Genomic DNA, 17839 nt, shown 5'->3' on the forward strand with positions numbered 1-17839 from the left:
TCTAGTTTCGGGAATGCTGAAAATATGACTCAAGTCCCCAATGTTTACGATGCAGAGCCTATTCCAGAATCTGCCATGGCCGAGGTCACGCGCATTTTGCAGTCAGGCGATCTATTCCGCTACACATCTGACAGCTCGCCTGTCGCGTTGCTTGAAGCAGAGTTCGCCGCAGCGCTGGGAAGCAAATACGCGCTAGCGGTGTCATCATGTTCGGCGGCGCTATTCTTGTCACTGAAGGCACTTGGTCTGCCACGTGACGCGCGCGTTATGATCCCTGCGTTTACGTTTGGCGCGGTTCCTTCGGCAGTCGTGCATGCGGATTACCTGCCTGTGCTTTGCGAATGTGGTGACAACTACCGCATCGACTTGGATGACTTTGCCGCCAAGCTGCCGACAGTTGATGCGGTTATTATCAGTCACATGCGCGGGCATACCTCTGATATGGATGCCATCATGCAGCTATGCGACGCTGCCGGCATCCCAGTGATCGAAGACGCTGCCCATTCGTTGGGGACCATCTGGGGCGGCAGCAAGATCGGGACTATTGGCAAGATCGGGTGCTTTAGCTTTCAATCTTATAAGCTGCTAAACGCGGGCGAAGGCGGCATTATGATCACCGACGATGCAGACTTGATTGCACGTGCTGTCATTATGTCCGGCGCCTATGAACACAACTGGAAAAAGCATCCAGTTCTTCTGGATGGCTTTGCAAAGTGGCAAAACAAGCTGCCACTTTATAACCAGCGTCTGAACAACCTCTCAGCTGCCCTAATCCGGCCTCAGCTCAACGAACTACCACGTCGTGTGGCCGATGGACGTCGTAACCATGATCACGTTGCCGCACAGTTGAATGAATCGCCTTGGTTGACGGTCCCAGATTGCCTGCCACCTGAAGAGCGTGCTCCAGATTCAATTCAGTTCAATCTTGTTGATATGTCTGAAACGGATACCGCAAGCTTTGTTGATGCGGCTGCAGCCGCTGGCGTCAAAATTCAGGTCTTTGGAAAAAGCGAAGACAACGCGCGGGCATTCTGGAATTGGCAGTTCATTGGAGCAATTCCAGACCTACCCAAAACGCGTGCGATGCTGATGAAGGCATGCGATGTGCGCCTGCCTGCACGGCTGACGCTGGACGAATGCGATGTGATTGCACAGATCATCACAGACGCAGCCGCTGCAACAATGGCCCCTGCCCGCGCCTACGGTTAAAGCAAGTGTAATTGGTCATGCAGCCAAGGGTAGCGCGTTACTGCGGGCTGCACGATCATGTCTAACAACAGCGGTTTCAGCCGCGTGGCTATCGTCGCTGGCATGTCGCCCAAAATGTCCCGGCGCGCGGTCAGTGATATCGTCCGCGACAATGGCGCGAAAGGCAGCGGTAAAAGGTCGACGTCATCGCCAAAGCGCTGAGCACGCAAACACCCCAATGGCGTCAGGATCGTCCATCCTGACCCGGCCGCAACCATCGCCATAATCGCGTGGTAGCTATCCAATTCGAACTTATGCGTTATCCGTAGGTTCTGCCGCGCAAGATGCGCAGCAATCACCCGCCCCATATGATGCCGGGTCGTGTATTGGATCAACTGCATCCGGCGAAGCTGCTTGGCGACATCACCGTCTTTGATTGCGCCTTTGGGCACCGCAACAACAAAGGGTTCTTCTAACAGCGGGTGAACCTCCATCCCGGCGCTGGCCTGCCCCATATCGCCCGCGACGATCACGTCCAAAGCACGACTATCAAGAAGGTCAAACAGACGATGCGACGCCCCGGTTTCCAGCAGGAACTGGCAGTTCTTCAAATCGTCGCTCATCTCCGTCAAAAGACCAGGGGTCACGTCTGCATCGAAATCTTCGATCATGCCCAGACGAAACCGGGTAAGACGACTGAAATCGGCCATCGCGAGCTCGGCCTTGGCCTGATCAGCCTCGTTCAGGATCGTATTGGCACGACGCAGAAACATCTCTCCGGCCGGGGTGAGGGTTACGGGCCGTTCGCTACGATTTAGTAGTGTCGCACCAATTGCACCTTCGAGGTTGGTCAGTTGCTGGCTCACTGTCGCAGCTGAACTGCCTAGGCGGCGTGCGGCGCCTGAAATCGACGCTTCCTCTGCCGTGGCGACAAAGACCTCTACGCCCCAAAGCGTGATTTTTCCTGTTGTCGCCATCTGACCCTCTTGCGCGTTGCTGCCAAGCTAGGGTGAAATGCGCGGCGCATCAATCAGGTCATTGTAAGGTCTGCCGGACAGGAATATCGTCTTGTTAGTATATTCATGAGGTTCAAAATGTCTGACGAAGCCCCCAACAGCTGGGAAGCCCGTGCTGATGAAAACTCGTTCTACGGGTTCACCGATTTGCCTACTGTCAAAGAGCGCGGCACCGTCGTGCTTACGCACGGCAAAGGGCCCTATGTCTATGACGTGCATGGGCGCGAATACCTAGACGCGAACTCGGGCCTTTGGAACATGGTCGCGGGCTTCGACCACGCTGGTCTAATCGCTGCGGCAAAAGCCCAGTATGACCGTTTTCCAGGCTACCACGCATTCTTTGGCCGCATGTCCGATCAAACTGTCATGCTGTCCGAAAAGCTGGTCGAGGTATCACCCTTTGCGCGCGGCAAAGTGTTTTACACGAACTCGGGTTCCGAAGCGAACGACACAATGGTCAAGATGCTTTGGTTTCTTGCGGGGGCCGAAGGCAAACCACAGCGCCGGAAAATCCTGACCCGCATTAACGGCTATCATGGCGTGACGGCGGTATCCGCCTCGATGACAGGCAAGCCTTATAACAGCGTCTTTGGGTTGCCGTTGGAAGGGTTCATCCACCTGTCCTGCCCACACTACTGGCGCTTTGGCAAAGAAGGTGAAACCGAGGCCCAATTTACGGCCCGGATGGCTGCGGAACTGGAAGAAACTATTTTGCGCGAAGGTCCAGATACAATTGCAGGCTTTTTCGCTGAACCTGTTATGGGTGCCGGTGGTGTAATCCCACCGTCCGCAGGGTATTTCCAAGCCGTTCAACCGATCCTTAAGAAATACGGGATTCCATTGATCGCAGATGAGGTGATTACTGGTTTTGGCCGGACTGGGAACACTTGGGGTTGCCAGACCTATGATTTCGTTCCAGATGCGATCATCTCATCCAAGAACCTAACAGCTGGGTTCTTTCCGATGGGCGCTGTAATTCTTGGGCCTGATCTGACAGATCGCTTGCAGGCGGCATCGGAAGCGATTGAAGAATTCCCGCATGGGTTTACTGCGTCCGGCCACCCCGTTGGCTGTGCTATCGCCCTGAAAGCGATCGACGTCGTGATGAACGAAGGCCTGGAAGAAAACGTGCGGACCGTGACCCCGCTGTTCGAAGAAGGCATGGCGCGACTAGCCGAAAAGAAGAACATTGGCGAATGGCGCGGCAAGGGGCTGATGGGCGCGCTTGAGGCAGTAGCCGACAAAGACACTAAGCGCCCGTTTGACGGGTCTCTATCCGTCAGCGAACGGATTGCAAACGCCTGTACCGATCAGGGCCTAATTTGCCGTCCATTGGGTCAGGCTGTTGTGCTGTGCCCACCGTTTATCTTTACACCCGGCCATATGGACGAAATGTTCAGCAAACTTGAGAAAGCGCTTGATGGCGTGTTTGCTGACGTCGCTTAAGTCCTGATTAACCATCGCCGCGACATACTGCGGCGATGGAAATAATGCGATATCAGCGACGCGATAGCCAAGAATGGCTAATGCAAGTATTTCAGTGCCGAGCGACCAAAATCGGCGGCGTGATCCGCCGCCAGATCATTGATGTAGAACGCGAAGTCGGCGCTGATGCCTTTGTTGGCGAAGTAAGAAGGCGCGGATTTCGTTTGATCCGCACCAACCATTACTACGTCATTATTTGTGATGATGGGCCAATCCGGCTGATCTGCTAGCCGCGATCAAATTTCTAGAAATTTGATCTATCAGAAGGAATTTCTAGAAATTCCTTCACTACTACTTCCCCAACTTCGCTAGTTTTTCTTGCAGTGCCGCGAGCTGGTCTTTGATCTCTCCCAGATCATCGCTTTCTTTTTCGGGAACGCTACTGGTCGGCATGATGCCACCCGTCATTGCCTTAAAGAATGCTGCCTGCTGGGCTTGCATCGCCTCAAACCCGGGCATTGCGACCATTGGGTTTGCCTTGCCCATGTTATCCAAGGCTTTGGACTGCCCTTCGCGCAGCATTTCAAAGCTGGCCTGAAGAAAATCAGGTACCACTGATGCAGCCTGACTGGTGTAGCTTCGAACGAGATCGGTCAATACGTCAACGGGTAGAACGCTTTCGCCGCGGCTTTCATGCTCGGCGATGATTTGCAGCAGGTATTGCCGCGTTAGGTCGTCGCCTGATTTCAAATCAACGATCTGAACTTCGCGTCCCTCACGAATGAACAAAGCGATATCCTCAAGCGTCACATAGTCGCTTGTTTCGGTATTATACAGACGTCGGCTCGCGTAGCGCTTGATGAGAAGCGGTTTATTTGTGTCGGCCACAGCGATCCCTCCCAAGATATATTGCAGTGCAGAGAAGCCTATGCCGCGTCTGCGCAAAAAGAAAGCGTTTTAGATACGCAGGCATAGCTAAGATTTCATCGATACGAAAAATCACGTTCAAAAAAGAAACGGCCCGCATAATGCGAGCCGTTAGGAGAGATCAGATCCGCAGGGAGGCAAGGATCGATTTCACCGGGGGTTACTTTGCTGCAGTTGCTTTCTTTGCAGCCGCAGTAACTTCGTTTGTTGCCTTCTTCGCAGCGGCAGTCATGTCTTCTGACATGTCTTTGCCAGCAGCAAGAACCAGTTCCATTGTCTGTGTCTGAACTTTTTTCGCGATTTCAGCGAAAGCAGACATGTGCTCTGCAGCAGATTCAGCAGTCGCAGAAGCGAAATCTGTCATTGCTTTTGCGTAATCAGCAGGCTCTGGCTTGGCTTTAGACATCGCTTCCAATTTTGCGATTGTGTCTTGTGTCCACTTCGCAGACTGATCAGCCGATTTGCCAGCCGCGTCCAATGCAACTGCGGACATTTTCTCTGCGAGAGCAGTTTGGTTTTTGAATTGCTCTTCCATCGCTTTTGTATCGACAGGGAAAGCGTCTGCCATATCTTTAAAGATCGCAGTGAAATCTTGTGTCTTAGTAGCCATAGTATCAGCCTTTCGGGTAAAGCGTGGTTTTTGCCGCGCTGTGAATTCGTGACACCAATATGCATGCTGCAGCGCAGCATTTCAAGTCTTTTCTGCATTGCAGCATGATTTATTTTGCGGTTGCAAAATAAATCAATAGGCACCGCTACTTAGACAATACATATGTTCCGGGGGCAGCGGCCAAAACGGGATGCGTATCATCCCCTGGTTGTCGCGCATCCACTTTTTTACCAGATTTTCCTGACAACCACGAATCCCATCGCGGCCACCAAGACCCGTCATGCTTGTCTGCCGAGTCCTGCCAATCTTCGGCACTTAGCCCTAATTCTGGGTTCGTATAATGCCCGTATTTGCGCTTTGCGGGTGGGTTAATAATCCCAGCGATATGGCCTGACTCAGACAGAATAAATGTTTTGTCCTTTGATCCCATTTTCTGGATGCCCGCATAGCTGCTTTTCCATGCAGCGATGTGATCCGTCTCGCAGGCGATTGCACAAAGTGGGACGTTCACGTCCTTTAGCTTCACCTTGGTTCCGCAAACTTCGAACCCGTCGGTGGCGAATAGATCTTTTTGGCAAAGGCCACGCAGGTATTCCACGGACATCTTTGCGGGCAGGTTTGTGCCATCCCCATTCCAATACAGCAGATCGAACGCTGGGGGTGCTTTGCCCATCATGTAGCTTTTGATTGCAGGACCATAAATTAAGTCATTTGAGCGCAAAAACGAGAACGTCCGCGACATAAAGAATGAATCGAGCATCCCGCTTTGTGCGACTTCCTGTTCGATCCCATCGACAAAATCATCGTTCAGAAACACACCTACTTCGCCCTGATCCGAGAAATCAGTGAGGGTCGTAAAGAACGTCGCACTATTAATTGAGGTGTCCTTGCGCTGCTTCAGCAACGCAAGCGTCAACGAAAGCGTCGTGCCCGCGATGCAATAGCCGACAGCATTCACCTTTTTCACGTTACATATTCTTTTGACCTCGTTGATCGCGGTCAGATATCCGTCCTCGATGTAATTTGTCATCGAAGTATTTTTGTAGCTTTCGTCTGGGTTCACCCAAGATACGACGAAGACAGTGTACCCCTGCTCAACAGCCCATTTGATAAGACTGTTTTGAGGTTTCAGGTCGAGAATGTAGAATTTGTTGATCCAAGGCGGGAAAATGATCAGTGGGGTTTCATACACTTTTTCGGTTGTTGGCGCATATTGGATGAGCTCGAACATATGATTGCGAAAGACCACAGATCCCGGCGTTGTCGCAAGGTTCTCACCGAGCCTGAAAGCAGACTTATCCGCTAAGGTGACAACCAGATCGCCATTGTTCGCCTCTAAATCTGCGATCAAGTTCTCAAGACCCGCGATCAAGCTTTCGCCTTCGGTTTCGGCGGCCAATGCCAAAGCTTCTGGGTTGGTTGCCAGAAAGTTGGTTGGGCAAGCCATATCGACGATCTGCCGGCTGAAATAGCGCAAGCGCTTCTTTTCTTCCGAATCAAGGTTGTCGATATGATCAACGGCCTGCTGCACCGCAGCAGCATTCATCAAGTATTGTTGCTTTATGTAATTGAAGTACGGATTCGTGTCCCAAAGCTCGTGTGAGAACCGTCGATCCTTGGGCGTTTCGTCTGAAGTCGCCGAAAGTTTCCCCTGCGCAAGTAAATGCTGTGCTTCGACAAAATGCTTAACGGATTTGCCCCAGAATTCGACCTGATGCTCGATTAACTTGGCCGGATTATTCATCATTTCCGCCATATAGCCGCTTGCGGCCTTCATATAGAGCTCGTGACTTGGCCCCTGCAACGCGCTCGGAATCTTCCGAGTTCCGCTCATAACCTTTAGGAGACGTTGCGTCAGTTCCTCAATATGGACAAGATTTGCCTCTAAGGTAGTAACATTCTGATCAGACGCGGCGTTTGTTCCTAAATCGTTTGTTGTCATGTTCACGTTCCTATGCCTATGCTGCAGGTGCAGCATGATATGCGCGCCTTAACTCGGAGATGCTCTTATGAAGTATATGATGACCTATGACCTGATGGAAAGCGCGCGGAACACGAACCAATGGCTCGGAGCTACCGCGCGTGCCTTCGCTTCTTACCCAATGATGTCCATGGGGGCGAACCCCGCGATGGATTGGCTGATGGCATGGGGCGAAGTGACCGAACGCACATTTGCCCGCATGATCGTAAAACCGGATTGGAATATTCCTCCGGTCACATGCGAAAAGGGCAAAGATCACCCTGTCGTCATTGAAACCGTTGTGGAACGCCCATTTGGCGATCTGATCCACTTTACAATGCCCGGCCGTAAGCCAAGCAAACGGCGGGTTCTGGTTGTTGCGCCGATGTCCGGTCACTACGCCACCTTATTGCGCAAGACTGTGATCAGCCTACTGCCAGATTGTGACGTCTATATTACAGACTGGCATAACGCCCGCGACATCCCTGTCAGCGAAGGCAAATTCGATGTCGAAGACTATACTCTGTATCTGGTCGACTTCATGCGTGAACTGGGTTCCGACATCCACGTTCTTGCCGTCTGTCAGCCTGTTCCATTGACCCTAGCCGCCACTGCATACCTCGCCGAGGAAGACCCTAAGGCGCAGCCACGGTCCCTGACACTTATCGGCGGCCCCGTCGATCCAGAGGCAAACCACACAGAAGTCACAGACTTTGGTCGCTCGGTCACCATGGGTCAGCTTGAACAAACGATGATCCAACGCGTCGGCTTTAAGTATGCTGGCGTCGGCCGCACGGTCTATCCCGGCCTATTGCAGCTAGCATCATTCATTTCGATGAATGGTGAAACCCACGCAAACGCGTTCCGCGATCAAATTATCCGAACCGCCAAAGGCGAAGCACGCGAGCACGACAAGCATAATGCGTTCTACGACGAATACCTTGCTGTGATGGATATGACCGCCGAATTCTACCTATCCACGGTCGAGCGTGTCTTTAAAAACCGCGACATCGCGCGCAACGACTTTACCGTTGCAGGCCGCAAAGTTGATATCGGCAAGATCACCACCGTTGCCGTAAAAATTGTCGAAGGTGAAGAAGATGATATCTCTGCACCAGGTCAGTGCCTTGCTGCCCTAGACCTGCTGACCAACCTGCCAGAAAGCAAAAAAGCGTCACACCTTGAGCCAGGCGCTGGTCACTATGGTATCTTTGCGGGCAGCAGCTGGCGGAACAATATTCGCCCGCTTGTATTGGATTTCATCGACGCGAACTCTGACACACCAAAGAACATGAAAGCTGCGAACAAGAACGCCGCTGCTTAATTCAGCTACGCAGGATCAGCGGCGCTTTCATCCAAGTCCGAAGCGCCGCGGTCACCTCGTCAGGTGACTCGACTGTGGGCAGGTATCCTGCATCTTCAATAACCTCGAGTGTTGCATATGGGATCAGCTCGGCCATAAATTCGTGTCGTTTGACCGGGTAATGCCCGTCGTGGCGCCCACAAATCACCAGTGCCGGCTGCGTAATCTTTCGTAATACAGGCTGTTGGTCTTTACGGCGCTGCATCGCGCGCGCCTGCTTTACATAGACTTCTGGCCCTAGCGTATTCCCCATCATCGTGAGCAATCGAACAAGTGCCACCTTATCAATGCTTGGCGACATCCATGTTGAATGGATCTCATGCTGAAGAACATCAGCCCAGCGCCCTGCCCGTGCCGCGATAATTTGCGGTTCGCGTGCAGAAGCCGTTTCGGGCGTATCCGGCTGCGGACTGGAGCTGATCAAGGCGATCCGGGTCACACGCTCTGGGGCCCGGCGCAGCACTTCCATTGCAACCATGCCGCCCATGCCCATACCAGCCAGCGCAAACTTTGATGGCGCCCATGAAAGGATTTGCGAGGCAATTTCCTCCATCCGCTCACCTTTGGTGGTCGGAGCAAACATAACCGCATGGTCATTGCCAAGATCACTGATTTGCGGCTCAAATATGCGTGCATCGCACAGCATGGGGGGGATCATCACCAGTGTTTCACATGGCATTTAATTAGACCTGTCTAGATGTCGCACCAAAGGCGCGTTGTTCGCACAACCTTGACGCGGTCTGCCGCGCCACGCAACCACATGAAAGTGCTAAACGCCTTTCAACCAAGCCGAAATCCGCCGAGCCAGCGGTTCAGTCTGATTGGGGCTAAACACATCGCCAGCCATCACGTGCCCATTTTCATCGTCCCCCGGCCCCGGCTCAACGACGTCTTCGGTCACCGGACCACCCCAACGCGCCATGACTTTGCGCGCGGCGCCCGGATGCACGACAGTGTCCGCCTCATTCAGCACAAATAGCGCCGGCGCTTTGACACCAGACAGATCAGCCCGCCGAACAGCGCGCACCGCATCGGCCATCGGATAAAGCGCCTCGGTTGGATAGCGAGTCGTCCAATAGGCCGCGTGGCCATCGTTGATCGGCGGAAACGATCGGGTTTTGCCAGCAACATAGCGCCCCCAATAGCGTACGCCGGGCATGTCCAAAAGCTTCTGTGCAAACCAGCTACGCAGTGCAAAATTGGGAGAGATAAGCACCGCCGCCTTAGCCTGAACCCCGCCAACCAGCGCAAGCGTGGCCAGCGTGCAGCCGGTTGAACACCCCATTAGAATGATCTCATCACCAATGGTTTGCGCGATTTCAACAGCCTCCGCCACGTCGCGGGTCCAATCGTCAAAGGTGGCGGCAGCCATTGCTGCACCGTCCTGCCCATGCCCTGTGAGCCGCGTATAGAAGATATTGGCACCAAAATCTTTGGCAACCAAATCAGGCAGCGGCCGAAGCTCAGCGGGCGACGCAGAAAACCCGTGGATATAAAGAACAACGACTTGCGTCTTGGTGCTGGGTTCACCTGCCCAGACCACTGTTTTCTCGCAGCCAGCGCGAAGATTGGGCACATTGGCTTCTGACGCAGCCAAGTCTTGTTCAAGCGTCGTAATATCCATCGGGTGCGCTACCGTATTTTTTCAAATTCACAACACCTTAGCCAAGCTCGCGCCCCTCGGCTAGCCGCTAACTGGCCGCGGTTAGAACTTCTTCGACGGACTGCTCAATCAGCTTGAGGCAGGCATCATCCGAAAACCGATGATCAGCGCCATCCACCAATGTCAGACGCATATCTGGCCCGGTCGCATGATCTAACAGTCGCAGCGCCACCGACATATCCACGTCAGCATCTGCAGTACCTTGCAAGAACCGCACTGGGAACGGCAACGCAAGCGGATCACGCAGTACCAACCGGTTACGCCCTTCTTCGATTAGGCGCTTTGTGATGATGTAAGGTTCGCCGTAATCGGACGGTAATGCCACCTGCCCTTGCGCCAATTCTGCCTTTTGTACATCGGTAAAACTGCCCCACATGCTGTCTTCGGTAAAATCAGGGGCCGCTGCGATAGTCACCATCCCAGCAATGCGTTCTGGCATCGCGCGGGCGATCTGTAGCGAAATCCATCCCCCCATCGACGATCCGACAAGAACGACCTTTCCAGCGATCAGGCCCAGCGCCGCGCAGGCATCCTCAAACCAGTCACCAATCGCGCCATCGGTAAACGCGCCGTCGCTTTCACCATGACCAGAATAGTCAAACCGTAGAAATGCGTGGCCCTCTTTGCGCGCCCAGTCTTCCAAATACACGGCCTTCGTGCCGCCCATGTCAGATTTGAACCCGCCAAGAAATACGACTGCGGGGCCAGTGCCATCCGTCAGATGGTATGCAATTTTGCGCCCTTGTGGCGTGGTGAATGTCGGGGTGTCAGAGGTCTTTGTCATAGAGTGAGACCATCACAAGCGACGCCATCCTGCAAGCTTCATTAGGTTACCCTATTGTCACGTTACTATAAAGTAACCTATAAGCGATTCTATGGACAAGATATTCAAAGCCCTAAACGACCCCGCTCGCCGTGCGCTGTTAGACAGTTTGCGCAAGCAAGACGGCCAAAGCCTAAGTGATCTTGAACAGGTGCTAAGTCTGAGCCGTTTTGGCGTAATGAAACACCTAAAGTCACTTGAAGATGCAGGGCTGATCGTCACGCGCAAACAAGGGCGGTTCAAATATCACTATCTGAATGCACTCCCGCTACAGGAACTGATGGATCGCTGGGTTGCACCATTTTTGCAGCCACAGGCCCGTGCTTTGACTGAATTAAAACAGAAACTTGAAAGAGATACGAAAATGGGAAAACCCGATTTCATGATGCAGACATTTATCCGCTGCACCCAAGATGCGCTTTGGTCTGCCCTGACAGAGGCTGACCAAATGGCGGCCTATCACTTTGCCTGTAACGTGGTGCAAGGAAATGCTGCTGTCGATCAACCGACCGCGTTTATCCTGCCGAATGGCGAGGCAATGTTGCGACAAGTGACGACAGCATTAGATCCCAAAACCCGCATTGCGATGACGTTTGAACCGCTTTTCATGGGTCCCAATGCGCCGTCTAGCCACATGGTCTATCTGATCGAAGATCAGGGAGGTCAATGCAAACTGACCATTGAACATTACGATATCGCACCGGGCCAAGAAGGCTTTGCCGAAGGCTGGGCGCGATTAGCAGCCTCTCTCAAATCATACCTCGAAACTGGTGCGGCGCTTAAGGCAGCGATGTAACAAAGGAAACGATGATGACTGATAAACCAAAATTTATGATGCAAACCTACATTAACTGCACCCAAGACGCATTGTGGGACGCATTGATAAATGCCGATGTTTTCCAGCACTATGACTTTCTTCAGCAAACCGCGACACGCGATAACGACAAAGTCACTTATATGATGCCCGACGGTACCGTCACGCTTTATGCCCGCGACCTAGAGGTGACGCCCAAGACCAAGCTTGTCACGACCTTTGAACCAACTTGGGAACCCGATGCCCCACCATCCAAGATTACTTATGAAATCGCTGTCGAAGGCGATTTTTGCTGCCTGACCGTGTTGCACGAAAATCTGAACAACGATCCATCAGACGGCACCGCAGATGGCTGGGTACGCAGCATCGCAGGGCTGAAGACTTGGCTGGAAACCGGCAAACCTGCGCACTTTGGCGGCGCATATTTGATGGAAGGTATGTAGATGCAAACCCTTCCTACGGAATTAGGTATCCTTGCATGCCTTTCCATATTGGCCGCATTGCTATGGATACCCTACATTGTCGGCATCTCAAAAACGACAGCGCCAGACGGCGCACCCGACCCATTTGACCGGCCATACGATTTATACGCGCTACCTGCATGGGTGCACCGCGCGCACCGGGCGCATCTGAATTTGCTAGAACAGCTTCTTCCTTTTGCGGTCTTGGTGTTGATCGTTGACCGTCTCGATGGGTTCAGCGCACTGACCTATTGGACCGCTATCGCGTTTTTCTGGATCAGGATTATCCATGCCGTTGGGATGATCTCGGGGCGATTGAAAATGCCGCTACGTCCGTTGATCTTTAATCTTGGCGTGCTTTGCGTTCTGGTCATGGGATTTGCTGTCATTACAGCACCCTGAACCATTTCGGCTGTCAGGCATTGCTTGACAGCCGTTTTTATTGGCTCCATTTAGCAGCTCACACATAACCCGCAACCGGGCGTTCCGTGGGCGCCAAACTGACGAGGAGCCGAACATATGGCCCAAATCTCTCTTACTTTTCCTGATGGCAATAGCCGTTCTTATGACGCAGGTGTAACTGCCGCCGAAGTCGCTGCTGACATTTCATCGTCGCTGCGTAAAAAAGCGATCTCTGCGACTGTAAACGACCAACATTGGGATCTTCAGTGGCCGATTGATGCGGACAGCAGCATCGCGATCAACACAATGAAAGACGAAGAGCCCGCGCTTGAACTGGTTCGCCACGATCTTGCGCACATCATGGCACGCGCGGTTCAAGAACTGTGGCCTGACGTACAGGTCACCATTGGGCCGGTAATCAAAGACGGCTGGTACTACGACTTCGACCGCAAAGAACCGTTTACCCCCGAAGACCTGACCGTCATCGAAAAGAAGATGAAGGAAATCATCAACAAGCGTGATGAAGTCCGGACCGAGATTTGGGAACGTGAAAAGGCGATCGCATATTACCAAGATCGCGGCGAACCTTATAAGGTTGAGCTAATCGAAAGCATCCCGGGGGACGAGCCTCTGCGCATGTACTGGCACGGTGACTGGCAGGATCTGTGCCGCGGCCCACACCTGCAGCACACCGGCCAAGTTCCGGCTGATGGTTTCAAACTGATGTCTATCGCGGGTGCATATTGGCGCGGTGACAGCGACCGCCCGATGCTGCAACGCATCTACGGCGCGGCCTTTACCAACAAAGAAGGTCTAAAAGCCCACCTGCATATGCTGGAAGAAGCAGCCAAGCGCGACCACCGCAAGCTGGGCCGCGAGATGAACCTGTTCCACATGCAAGAAGAAGCCCCGGGTCAGGTGTTCTGGCACCCTAACGGCTGGACTGTTTACACTGAACTGCAAGACTATATGCGCCGCCAACAGCGTAAGGGCGGCTATGTAGAGGTAAACACCCCGCAAGTCGTTGATCGCAAGCTTTGGGAAGCCTCAGGCCACTGGGAAAAGTACCAAGAGAACATGTTCATCGTCGAAGTCGACGAAGAGCACGCACGTGAAAAAGCCGTGAACGCGCTGAAGCCAATGAACTGCCCGTGCCACGTGCAGATTTTCAATCAGGGTCTGAAATCCTATCGTGACCTGCCATTACGCATGGCGGAATTCGGGTCTTGTGCGCGCTATGAACCGTCAGGTGCGCTACATGGGATCATGCGTGTGCGTGGCTTTACCCAAGATGATGGGCATATTTTCTGTACCGATGATCAGATCGAAGCAGAAACTGCGCGCTTCATCGAATTCCTGTCGAAGATTTATGCTGACCTTGGGTTCCACGATTGGACCATCAAGCTATCCACCCGTCCTGAAAAGCGGATCGGTTCGGATGAAACATGGGATCACATGGAAAAGGCGCTTGGCGATGCCTGCCGTGCGGCTGGGTATGAGTACGAAGTGCTTGAAGGTGAAGGCGCGTTCTACGGTCCAAAGCTTGAGTTCACCCTAACTGACGCGATTGGCCGAAACTGGCAATGTGGTACGCTGCAAGTCGATGCCAACTTGCCCGAACGTCTGGACGCTAACTTTGTTGGTGAAGACGGTGCAAAGCATCGCCCCGTCATGCTGCACCGCGCGACACTTGGGTCGTTCGAACGCTTTATCGGTATCTTGATCGAAGAACATGCAGGCAAGCTGCCGTTCTGGCTGGCCCCGCGTCAGGTGGTTGTTGCGACCATCGTTTCTGACGCAGATGATTATGCCAACGAAGTCGTCGAAGCGCTGCGCGCCGTTGGCGTCCGCGCCGAGGCCGACACCCGAAATGAGAAGATCAACTACAAGGTTCGTGAACACTCTGTCGGTAAAGTTCCGGTCATTCTGGCGCTGGGGGCGCGCGAAGTGACAGAGAAAACTGTGACTGTCCGCCGCCTTGGCGAAAACAAAACATCTGTAACATCTCTTGCTGAGATCGTTGCAGAGTTAAGAAAAAGCGCCACACCACCCGATCTTTTGTAACATTCCAGCGCTGGAAGCTGTAACAAACCCGCCGCGCATTACGCCCGGCGGGTTCTTTTTTTGTCAAAATCTGCGGTGCGACAGGGCGTCGCGGCAGAATAACGGTGTTCACACGACCTCACGGAAACGCGATGCACGCGGCTGTGAATAGAAAACCAGCAATTGGACCGATTAACATTTAGGCATCGCCGCTGATAGGCGACGCAAAAATTTGATCCAATTGAAGGAAGCCTTCCATGTCCAACACAAAAAAATCACTTGTTCTTGCTACTGCTGTTGCGTCTGCTGTTGCTGGTCTAGCAACGACTGCACACGCTGCTGACGAAAAATGCTATGGCGTTTCACTTGCCGGCGAAAACGACTGTGCGGCTGGCCCAGGTACAAGCTGTGCGGGCACATCTTCTGTTGATTATCAGGGCAACGCTTGGTCACTGGTTCCAGAAGGCACATGCACAACTATGGAACTGCCAGCGATGGCTGACGGCACAGAGCGCATGGGTTCACTAGAAGCGCTAGAGCGCGACATCCCTGCATAAGCCCAAAATATGGTAAGGTGGGTTTGCGCCCACCTTACACCCGTCCTGACAGGAGCCTGCCATGTTTGATGTGTCCCGCGATGCCCCGTTACCCCCACTTCCCGGTGTTGGCTACAAGCCACAGCATTACGCTGACATAATCAAAAACCCTGACCCTATTGGCTGGCTCGAAATTCACGCTGAAAACTATATGGGTGGCGGCGGACGCCCCATCGCCCAGTTGCGCCACCTTGCCGAACGCTTTCCGATTTCGGTTCATGGTGTCGGCCTATCTATCGGCTCTGAGGGTGATCTTGATCCCGAACACCTTGCCCGGCTCAAGCATCTTGTTGATTGGCTGAACCCTGCCAGCTTTTCTGAGCACCTCGCGTGGTCTACCCACGACAGTCATTTCCTGAACGACCTGTTACCCCTGCCTTATACCGAAACAACGCTTGCGCAGGTGGCAAGCCACATTACCCAAGTCCAAGAAACACTTGGCCGTCAGATGCTATTAGAAAACCCATCCAGCTATCTGGCCTTTGCGGAATCCACGTTGTCCGAAACCGAATTCCTACGCGAGATCGTCGCGCGCACCGGCTGTGGCCTGCTGCTTGACGTGAACAACGTCTTCGTCAGCGCGACAAACCTGAAAACATCCCCCCAAGCCTATATCGACGCCTTCCCATTAGAGGCCGTCGGCGAATTGCACCTTGGCGGCCATGACGAGGACGAAGATGAAACTGGCGCGCCACTACTGATCGACAGTCACGGCAAGCCAATCGTCGATCCGGTTTGGGCGCTGCTGGATTACACGCTTGAACGGTCTGGCCCAAAGCCGCTGTTGATCGAATGGGATAACGACGTGCCCGATTGGGCCACCTTGGCAGAAGAAGCCACCCGCGCTGTAACTGCGCTGACAAAGGTCGCGGCATGAAAGTGAACCAAGCCGCGTTTCAGGCCGGGCTGTTTGATCCTGCAGCGCCTGCCCCGACTGGGCTGCAAAACCCCGACGGCGCACCCACAACAAAACGTTTCGATGTCTATCGCAACAATGTCGCCGTCAGCCTGTCTGACGCGTTAGAGACCGCATTCCCCGTTATTCACAAATTAGTCGGCGATCAGTTCTTTCGTGCGATGGCTGGCGTCTATCTGCGCAAACACCCACCGAGCTCTCCGTTGATGATGTTCTACGGGGAAAAGATGCCGCAGTTCCTGCGCCGTTTTCCACCTGCACAAAGCCTGCCGTATCTACCTGACATCGCGAAGCTGGAACTGGCTATGCGCCGGGCATATCACGCCGCAGATACGAAAGCGGTCGACCCTCAGGCGCTCGCCGCGCTCGCACCCGATACGTTGCTTGCATCGCGCTTACGCCTTGCGCCTTCGATACAAGTGCTAACCTCTGACTATCCAATCCACGGTATATACCGTGCGAATACAACCAATGACGCGCCCAAACCCGTGATGCAGCCCGAGGCTGTTCTGATTACCCGGCCCGGCTTTGACCCGCAGATCAATCTTATCGACGGGAGCAGTGCGAACTGTATCAAAGCGTTGATGGATAACACACCACTGGGCGAAACACTGACCGACGACCGATTGGATCTGGGTGCGACGCTATCAGTCTTACTAGGCCAATCCGCCATTACCGAAATTCACTGAAAGGCGCAGACATGCAACTCCCCCCATTTATTACCCGGAGCGCCGATCAGTTGAACCGTTTAGGTGATCAGGGCCTTCCCCTGCTTGCGCGATTTGTCTTTGCCGCAGTTCTGCTGATGTACTTTTGGAATTCGGGCCTGACCAAATTAGGTGACGGGATACTTGGCTTCTTATCGCCTTCGTCGGGCGCATACGTACAAATTTTCCCCCGCGCGATGGAGGCGGCAGGCTATGACACGTCGCAGCTGTCATTGTTTCATTGGGCGGTTGTCACAGCGGGAACGTTGGCCGAGTTCATCTTGCCCCTTCTCATCGTCATTGGGCTTTTGACGCGGCTTGCAGCACTGGGGATGATCGGGTTTGTCGTGGTGCAATCGCTGACGGACCTATTCGGTCACGGGGGGATCGCACATGAGGGCACATTAGGCGCTTGGTTCGATCGGATGCCAGATGGATTAATCCTAGATCAACGCGCGTTTTGGGTGCTGTGTCTGGCGACACTTGTGTTCAAAGGGGCCGGCGCATTATCCGCCGACCGCTTACTATTCAAAAATGCGCCGTAGGCTCATCCGGTTTACCGGCTGCGATAGCCAACACACCACCTAGCCCTGCAAATCCAATTGGGAACATGGTCGCAACATTGAACCCAAAGGCCGCATAAATACACATCGCGGATAGGATCATTAGCCCACCACCCCAGAGGGCTCGCGCCTTGGCCATCGCGCCACCGGCGATTGCCAGCAACGGTGCCATGAAGCTCGCGAAGCGGATGAAGCTAGGGTTATCGAAAAAGCCTAACAGCTCGCCCACTTGTGAATGGCGTTCGGTCAATTCGGCATAGCCATAGCCAAACAGGCCAACGAAAATACCCATGATGCCTGCAATCAGACCAAGGGTGAGTGCGGCATTGCGCATCTGTGTCTCCTTACTGCTCGGACGTCAC

Annotated in this window: 20 protein-coding genes; 12 read left to right on the forward strand and 8 right to left on the reverse strand. The window is 53.5% G+C overall.

Features of this window, described 5'->3' with window-relative positions; genetic code table 11:
- Positions 1-24: 24 nt before the first annotated feature.
- On the forward strand, positions 25-1209 hold the full coding sequence (locus tag ACHUEV_RS02725) for a DegT/DnrJ/EryC1/StrS family aminotransferase (RefSeq protein WP_394177525.1): 1185 nt from the start codon (positions 25-27) through the stop codon (positions 1207-1209).
- Here the strand turns inward: ACHUEV_RS02725 and ACHUEV_RS02730 are convergent.
- The gene (locus tag ACHUEV_RS02730) at positions 1206-2165 is read right to left on the reverse strand and encodes a LysR family transcriptional regulator (RefSeq protein WP_394177526.1); all 960 of its coding nucleotides are present in this window, start codon (positions 2163-2165) and stop codon (positions 1206-1208) included. The genes ACHUEV_RS02725 and ACHUEV_RS02730 overlap by 4 nt on opposite strands.
- A gap of 117 nt (positions 2166-2282) precedes the next feature.
- Here ACHUEV_RS02730 and ACHUEV_RS02735 point away from each other — a divergent pair, with 117 nt between their 5' ends.
- Positions 2283-3650: an aminotransferase gene (locus tag ACHUEV_RS02735; protein WP_394177527.1), complete on the forward strand. Its 1368-nt coding sequence runs from the start codon at positions 2283-2285 to the stop codon at positions 3648-3650.
- Positions 3651-3694: 44 nt separating this feature from the next.
- Positions 3695-3919 (forward strand): N-(5'-phosphoribosyl)anthranilate isomerase, encoded by a 225-nt coding sequence (locus ACHUEV_RS02740; protein ID WP_394177528.1) that lies wholly within the window; start codon positions 3695-3697, stop codon positions 3917-3919.
- 61 nt (positions 3920-3980) lie between these two features.
- Here the strand turns inward: ACHUEV_RS02740 and phaR are convergent, their stop codons facing one another.
- From phaR to ACHUEV_RS02755, 3 genes are all read right to left on the reverse strand, one after another.
- Entirely contained in the window at positions 3981-4517 is a 537-nt protein-coding gene (gene phaR / locus ACHUEV_RS02745) for a polyhydroxyalkanoate synthesis repressor PhaR (protein WP_394177529.1), read from the reverse strand.
- 199 nt (positions 4518-4716) lie between these two features.
- Entirely contained in the window at positions 4717-5166 is a 450-nt protein-coding gene (locus ACHUEV_RS02750) for a phasin family protein (RefSeq protein ID WP_394177530.1), read from the reverse strand.
- 145 nt (positions 5167-5311) lie between these two features.
- Entirely contained in the window at positions 5312-7108 is a 1797-nt protein-coding gene (locus tag ACHUEV_RS02755; RefSeq protein ID WP_394177531.1) for a PHA/PHB synthase family protein, read from the reverse strand.
- A gap of 67 nt (positions 7109-7175) precedes the next feature.
- On the opposite strand from ACHUEV_RS02755, the gene phaZ reads away from it, so the two are divergent.
- On the forward strand, positions 7176-8450 hold the full coding sequence (phaZ, locus tag ACHUEV_RS02760) for a polyhydroxyalkanoate depolymerase (protein WP_394177532.1): 1275 nt from the start codon (positions 7176-7178) through the stop codon (positions 8448-8450).
- Between the two features lies 1 nt (position 8451).
- On the opposite strand, the gene ACHUEV_RS02765 is transcribed toward phaZ, so the two are convergent.
- The 3 genes from ACHUEV_RS02765 to ACHUEV_RS02775 all read right to left on the reverse strand — a co-directional run bounded on the left by ACHUEV_RS02765 (position 8452) and on the right by ACHUEV_RS02775 (position 10936).
- Positions 8452-9168, reverse strand: coding sequence for an alpha/beta fold hydrolase (locus tag ACHUEV_RS02765; RefSeq protein ID WP_394177533.1), 717 nt, complete (start codon positions 9166-9168; stop codon positions 8452-8454).
- Positions 9169-9258: 90 nt separating this feature from the next.
- Positions 9259-10113 (reverse strand): alpha/beta hydrolase, encoded by an 855-nt coding sequence (locus ACHUEV_RS02770; protein ID WP_394177534.1) that lies wholly within the window; start codon positions 10111-10113, stop codon positions 9259-9261.
- Positions 10114-10180: 67 nt separating this feature from the next.
- Complete coding sequence (locus ACHUEV_RS02775; RefSeq protein WP_394177535.1) at positions 10181-10936, reverse strand: alpha/beta fold hydrolase; 756 nt, start codon at positions 10934-10936, stop codon at positions 10181-10183.
- Between the two features lie 91 nt (positions 10937-11027).
- On the opposite strand from ACHUEV_RS02775, the gene ACHUEV_RS02780 reads away from it, so the two are divergent.
- The 8 genes from ACHUEV_RS02780 to ACHUEV_RS02815 all read left to right on the forward strand — a co-directional run bounded on the left by ACHUEV_RS02780 (position 11028) and on the right by ACHUEV_RS02815 (position 17459).
- Positions 11028-11771 (forward strand): ArsR/SmtB family transcription factor, encoded by a 744-nt coding sequence (locus tag ACHUEV_RS02780; RefSeq protein WP_394177536.1) that lies wholly within the window; start codon positions 11028-11030, stop codon positions 11769-11771.
- A 14-nt stretch (positions 11772-11785) separates the two neighbouring features.
- The gene (locus ACHUEV_RS02785; RefSeq protein WP_394177537.1) at positions 11786-12232 is read left to right on the forward strand and encodes an SRPBCC domain-containing protein; all 447 of its coding nucleotides are present in this window, start codon (positions 11786-11788) and stop codon (positions 12230-12232) included.
- The gene (locus tag ACHUEV_RS02790) at positions 12233-12652 is read left to right on the forward strand and encodes an MAPEG family protein (RefSeq protein WP_394177538.1); all 420 of its coding nucleotides are present in this window, start codon (positions 12233-12235) and stop codon (positions 12650-12652) included.
- Between the two features lie 117 nt (positions 12653-12769).
- A complete protein-coding gene (gene thrS / locus ACHUEV_RS02795; RefSeq protein WP_394177539.1) occupies positions 12770-14716 on the forward strand; it encodes a threonine--tRNA ligase in 1947 nt (648 codons plus the stop codon).
- A gap of 236 nt (positions 14717-14952) precedes the next feature.
- Complete coding sequence (locus tag ACHUEV_RS02800) at positions 14953-15252, forward strand: BufA1 family periplasmic bufferin-type metallophore (RefSeq protein WP_106356644.1); 300 nt, start codon at positions 14953-14955, stop codon at positions 15250-15252.
- A 61-nt stretch (positions 15253-15313) separates the two neighbouring features.
- On the forward strand, positions 15314-16168 hold the full coding sequence (bufB, locus tag ACHUEV_RS02805; protein ID WP_106356642.1) for an MNIO family bufferin maturase: 855 nt from the start codon (positions 15314-15316) through the stop codon (positions 16166-16168).
- Positions 16165-16896: an HvfC/BufC N-terminal domain-containing protein gene (locus tag ACHUEV_RS02810; RefSeq protein ID WP_394177540.1), complete on the forward strand. Its 732-nt coding sequence runs from the start codon at positions 16165-16167 to the stop codon at positions 16894-16896. The genes bufB and ACHUEV_RS02810 overlap by 4 nt, the downstream gene beginning before the upstream one ends.
- Positions 16897-16907: 11 nt before the next feature.
- On the forward strand, positions 16908-17459 hold the full coding sequence (locus ACHUEV_RS02815) for a DoxX family protein (protein ID WP_394177541.1): 552 nt from the start codon (positions 16908-16910) through the stop codon (positions 17457-17459).
- Here the strand turns inward: ACHUEV_RS02815 and ACHUEV_RS02820 are convergent.
- The gene (locus tag ACHUEV_RS02820) at positions 17443-17811 is read right to left on the reverse strand and encodes a hypothetical protein (protein ID WP_394177542.1); all 369 of its coding nucleotides are present in this window, start codon (positions 17809-17811) and stop codon (positions 17443-17445) included. The genes ACHUEV_RS02815 and ACHUEV_RS02820 overlap by 17 nt on opposite strands.
- Positions 17812-17839: the final 28 nt, after the last annotated feature.

The organism is Yoonia maritima (assembly GCF_043641945.1).
In the GTDB taxonomy this organism is placed as follows: domain Bacteria; phylum Pseudomonadota; class Alphaproteobacteria; order Rhodobacterales; family Rhodobacteraceae; genus Yoonia; species Yoonia maritima_B.

Excerpts from the sequence above, each read along its gene's own strand:
- ACHUEV_RS02725 (WP_394177525.1), top strand. The coding sequence starts at position 25 with ATGACTCAAGTCCCCAATGTTTACGATGCAGAGCCTATTCCAGAATCT.
- ACHUEV_RS02730 (WP_394177526.1), bottom strand. The coding sequence starts at position 2,165 with ATGGCGACAACAGGAAAAATCACGCTTTGGGGCGTAGAGGTCTTTGTC.
- ACHUEV_RS02735 (WP_394177527.1), top strand. The coding sequence starts at position 2,283 with ATGTCTGACGAAGCCCCCAACAGCTGGGAAGCCCGTGCTGATGAAAAC.
- ACHUEV_RS02740 (WP_394177528.1), top strand. The coding sequence starts at position 3,695 with ATGCGATATCAGCGACGCGATAGCCAAGAATGGCTAATGCAAGTATTT.
- ACHUEV_RS02750 (WP_394177530.1), bottom strand. The coding sequence starts at position 5,166 with ATGGCTACTAAGACACAAGATTTCACTGCGATCTTTAAAGATATGGCA.
- ACHUEV_RS02755 (WP_394177531.1), bottom strand. The coding sequence starts at position 7,108 with ATGACAACAAACGATTTAGGAACAAACGCCGCGTCTGATCAGAATGTT.
- phaZ (WP_394177532.1), top strand. The coding sequence starts at position 7,176 with ATGAAGTATATGATGACCTATGACCTGATGGAAAGCGCGCGGAACACG.
- ACHUEV_RS02765 (WP_394177533.1), bottom strand. The coding sequence starts at position 9,168 with ATGCCATGTGAAACACTGGTGATGATCCCCCCCATGCTGTGCGATGCA.
- ACHUEV_RS02770 (WP_394177534.1), bottom strand. The coding sequence starts at position 10,113 with ATGGATATTACGACGCTTGAACAAGACTTGGCTGCGTCAGAAGCCAAT.
- ACHUEV_RS02775 (WP_394177535.1), bottom strand. The coding sequence starts at position 10,936 with ATGACAAAGACCTCTGACACCCCGACATTCACCACGCCACAAGGGCGC.
- ACHUEV_RS02780 (WP_394177536.1), top strand. The coding sequence starts at position 11,028 with ATGGACAAGATATTCAAAGCCCTAAACGACCCCGCTCGCCGTGCGCTG.
- ACHUEV_RS02785 (WP_394177537.1), top strand. The coding sequence starts at position 11,786 with ATGACTGATAAACCAAAATTTATGATGCAAACCTACATTAACTGCACC.
- ACHUEV_RS02790 (WP_394177538.1), top strand. The coding sequence starts at position 12,233 with ATGCAAACCCTTCCTACGGAATTAGGTATCCTTGCATGCCTTTCCATA.
- thrS (WP_394177539.1), top strand. The coding sequence starts at position 12,770 with ATGGCCCAAATCTCTCTTACTTTTCCTGATGGCAATAGCCGTTCTTAT.
- ACHUEV_RS02800 (WP_106356644.1), top strand. The coding sequence starts at position 14,953 with ATGTCCAACACAAAAAAATCACTTGTTCTTGCTACTGCTGTTGCGTCT.
- bufB (WP_106356642.1), top strand. The coding sequence starts at position 15,314 with ATGTTTGATGTGTCCCGCGATGCCCCGTTACCCCCACTTCCCGGTGTT.
- ACHUEV_RS02810 (WP_394177540.1), top strand. The coding sequence starts at position 16,165 with ATGAAAGTGAACCAAGCCGCGTTTCAGGCCGGGCTGTTTGATCCTGCA.
- ACHUEV_RS02815 (WP_394177541.1), top strand. The coding sequence starts at position 16,908 with ATGCAACTCCCCCCATTTATTACCCGGAGCGCCGATCAGTTGAACCGT.
- ACHUEV_RS02820 (WP_394177542.1), bottom strand. The coding sequence starts at position 17,811 with ATGCGCAATGCCGCACTCACCCTTGGTCTGATTGCAGGCATCATGGGT.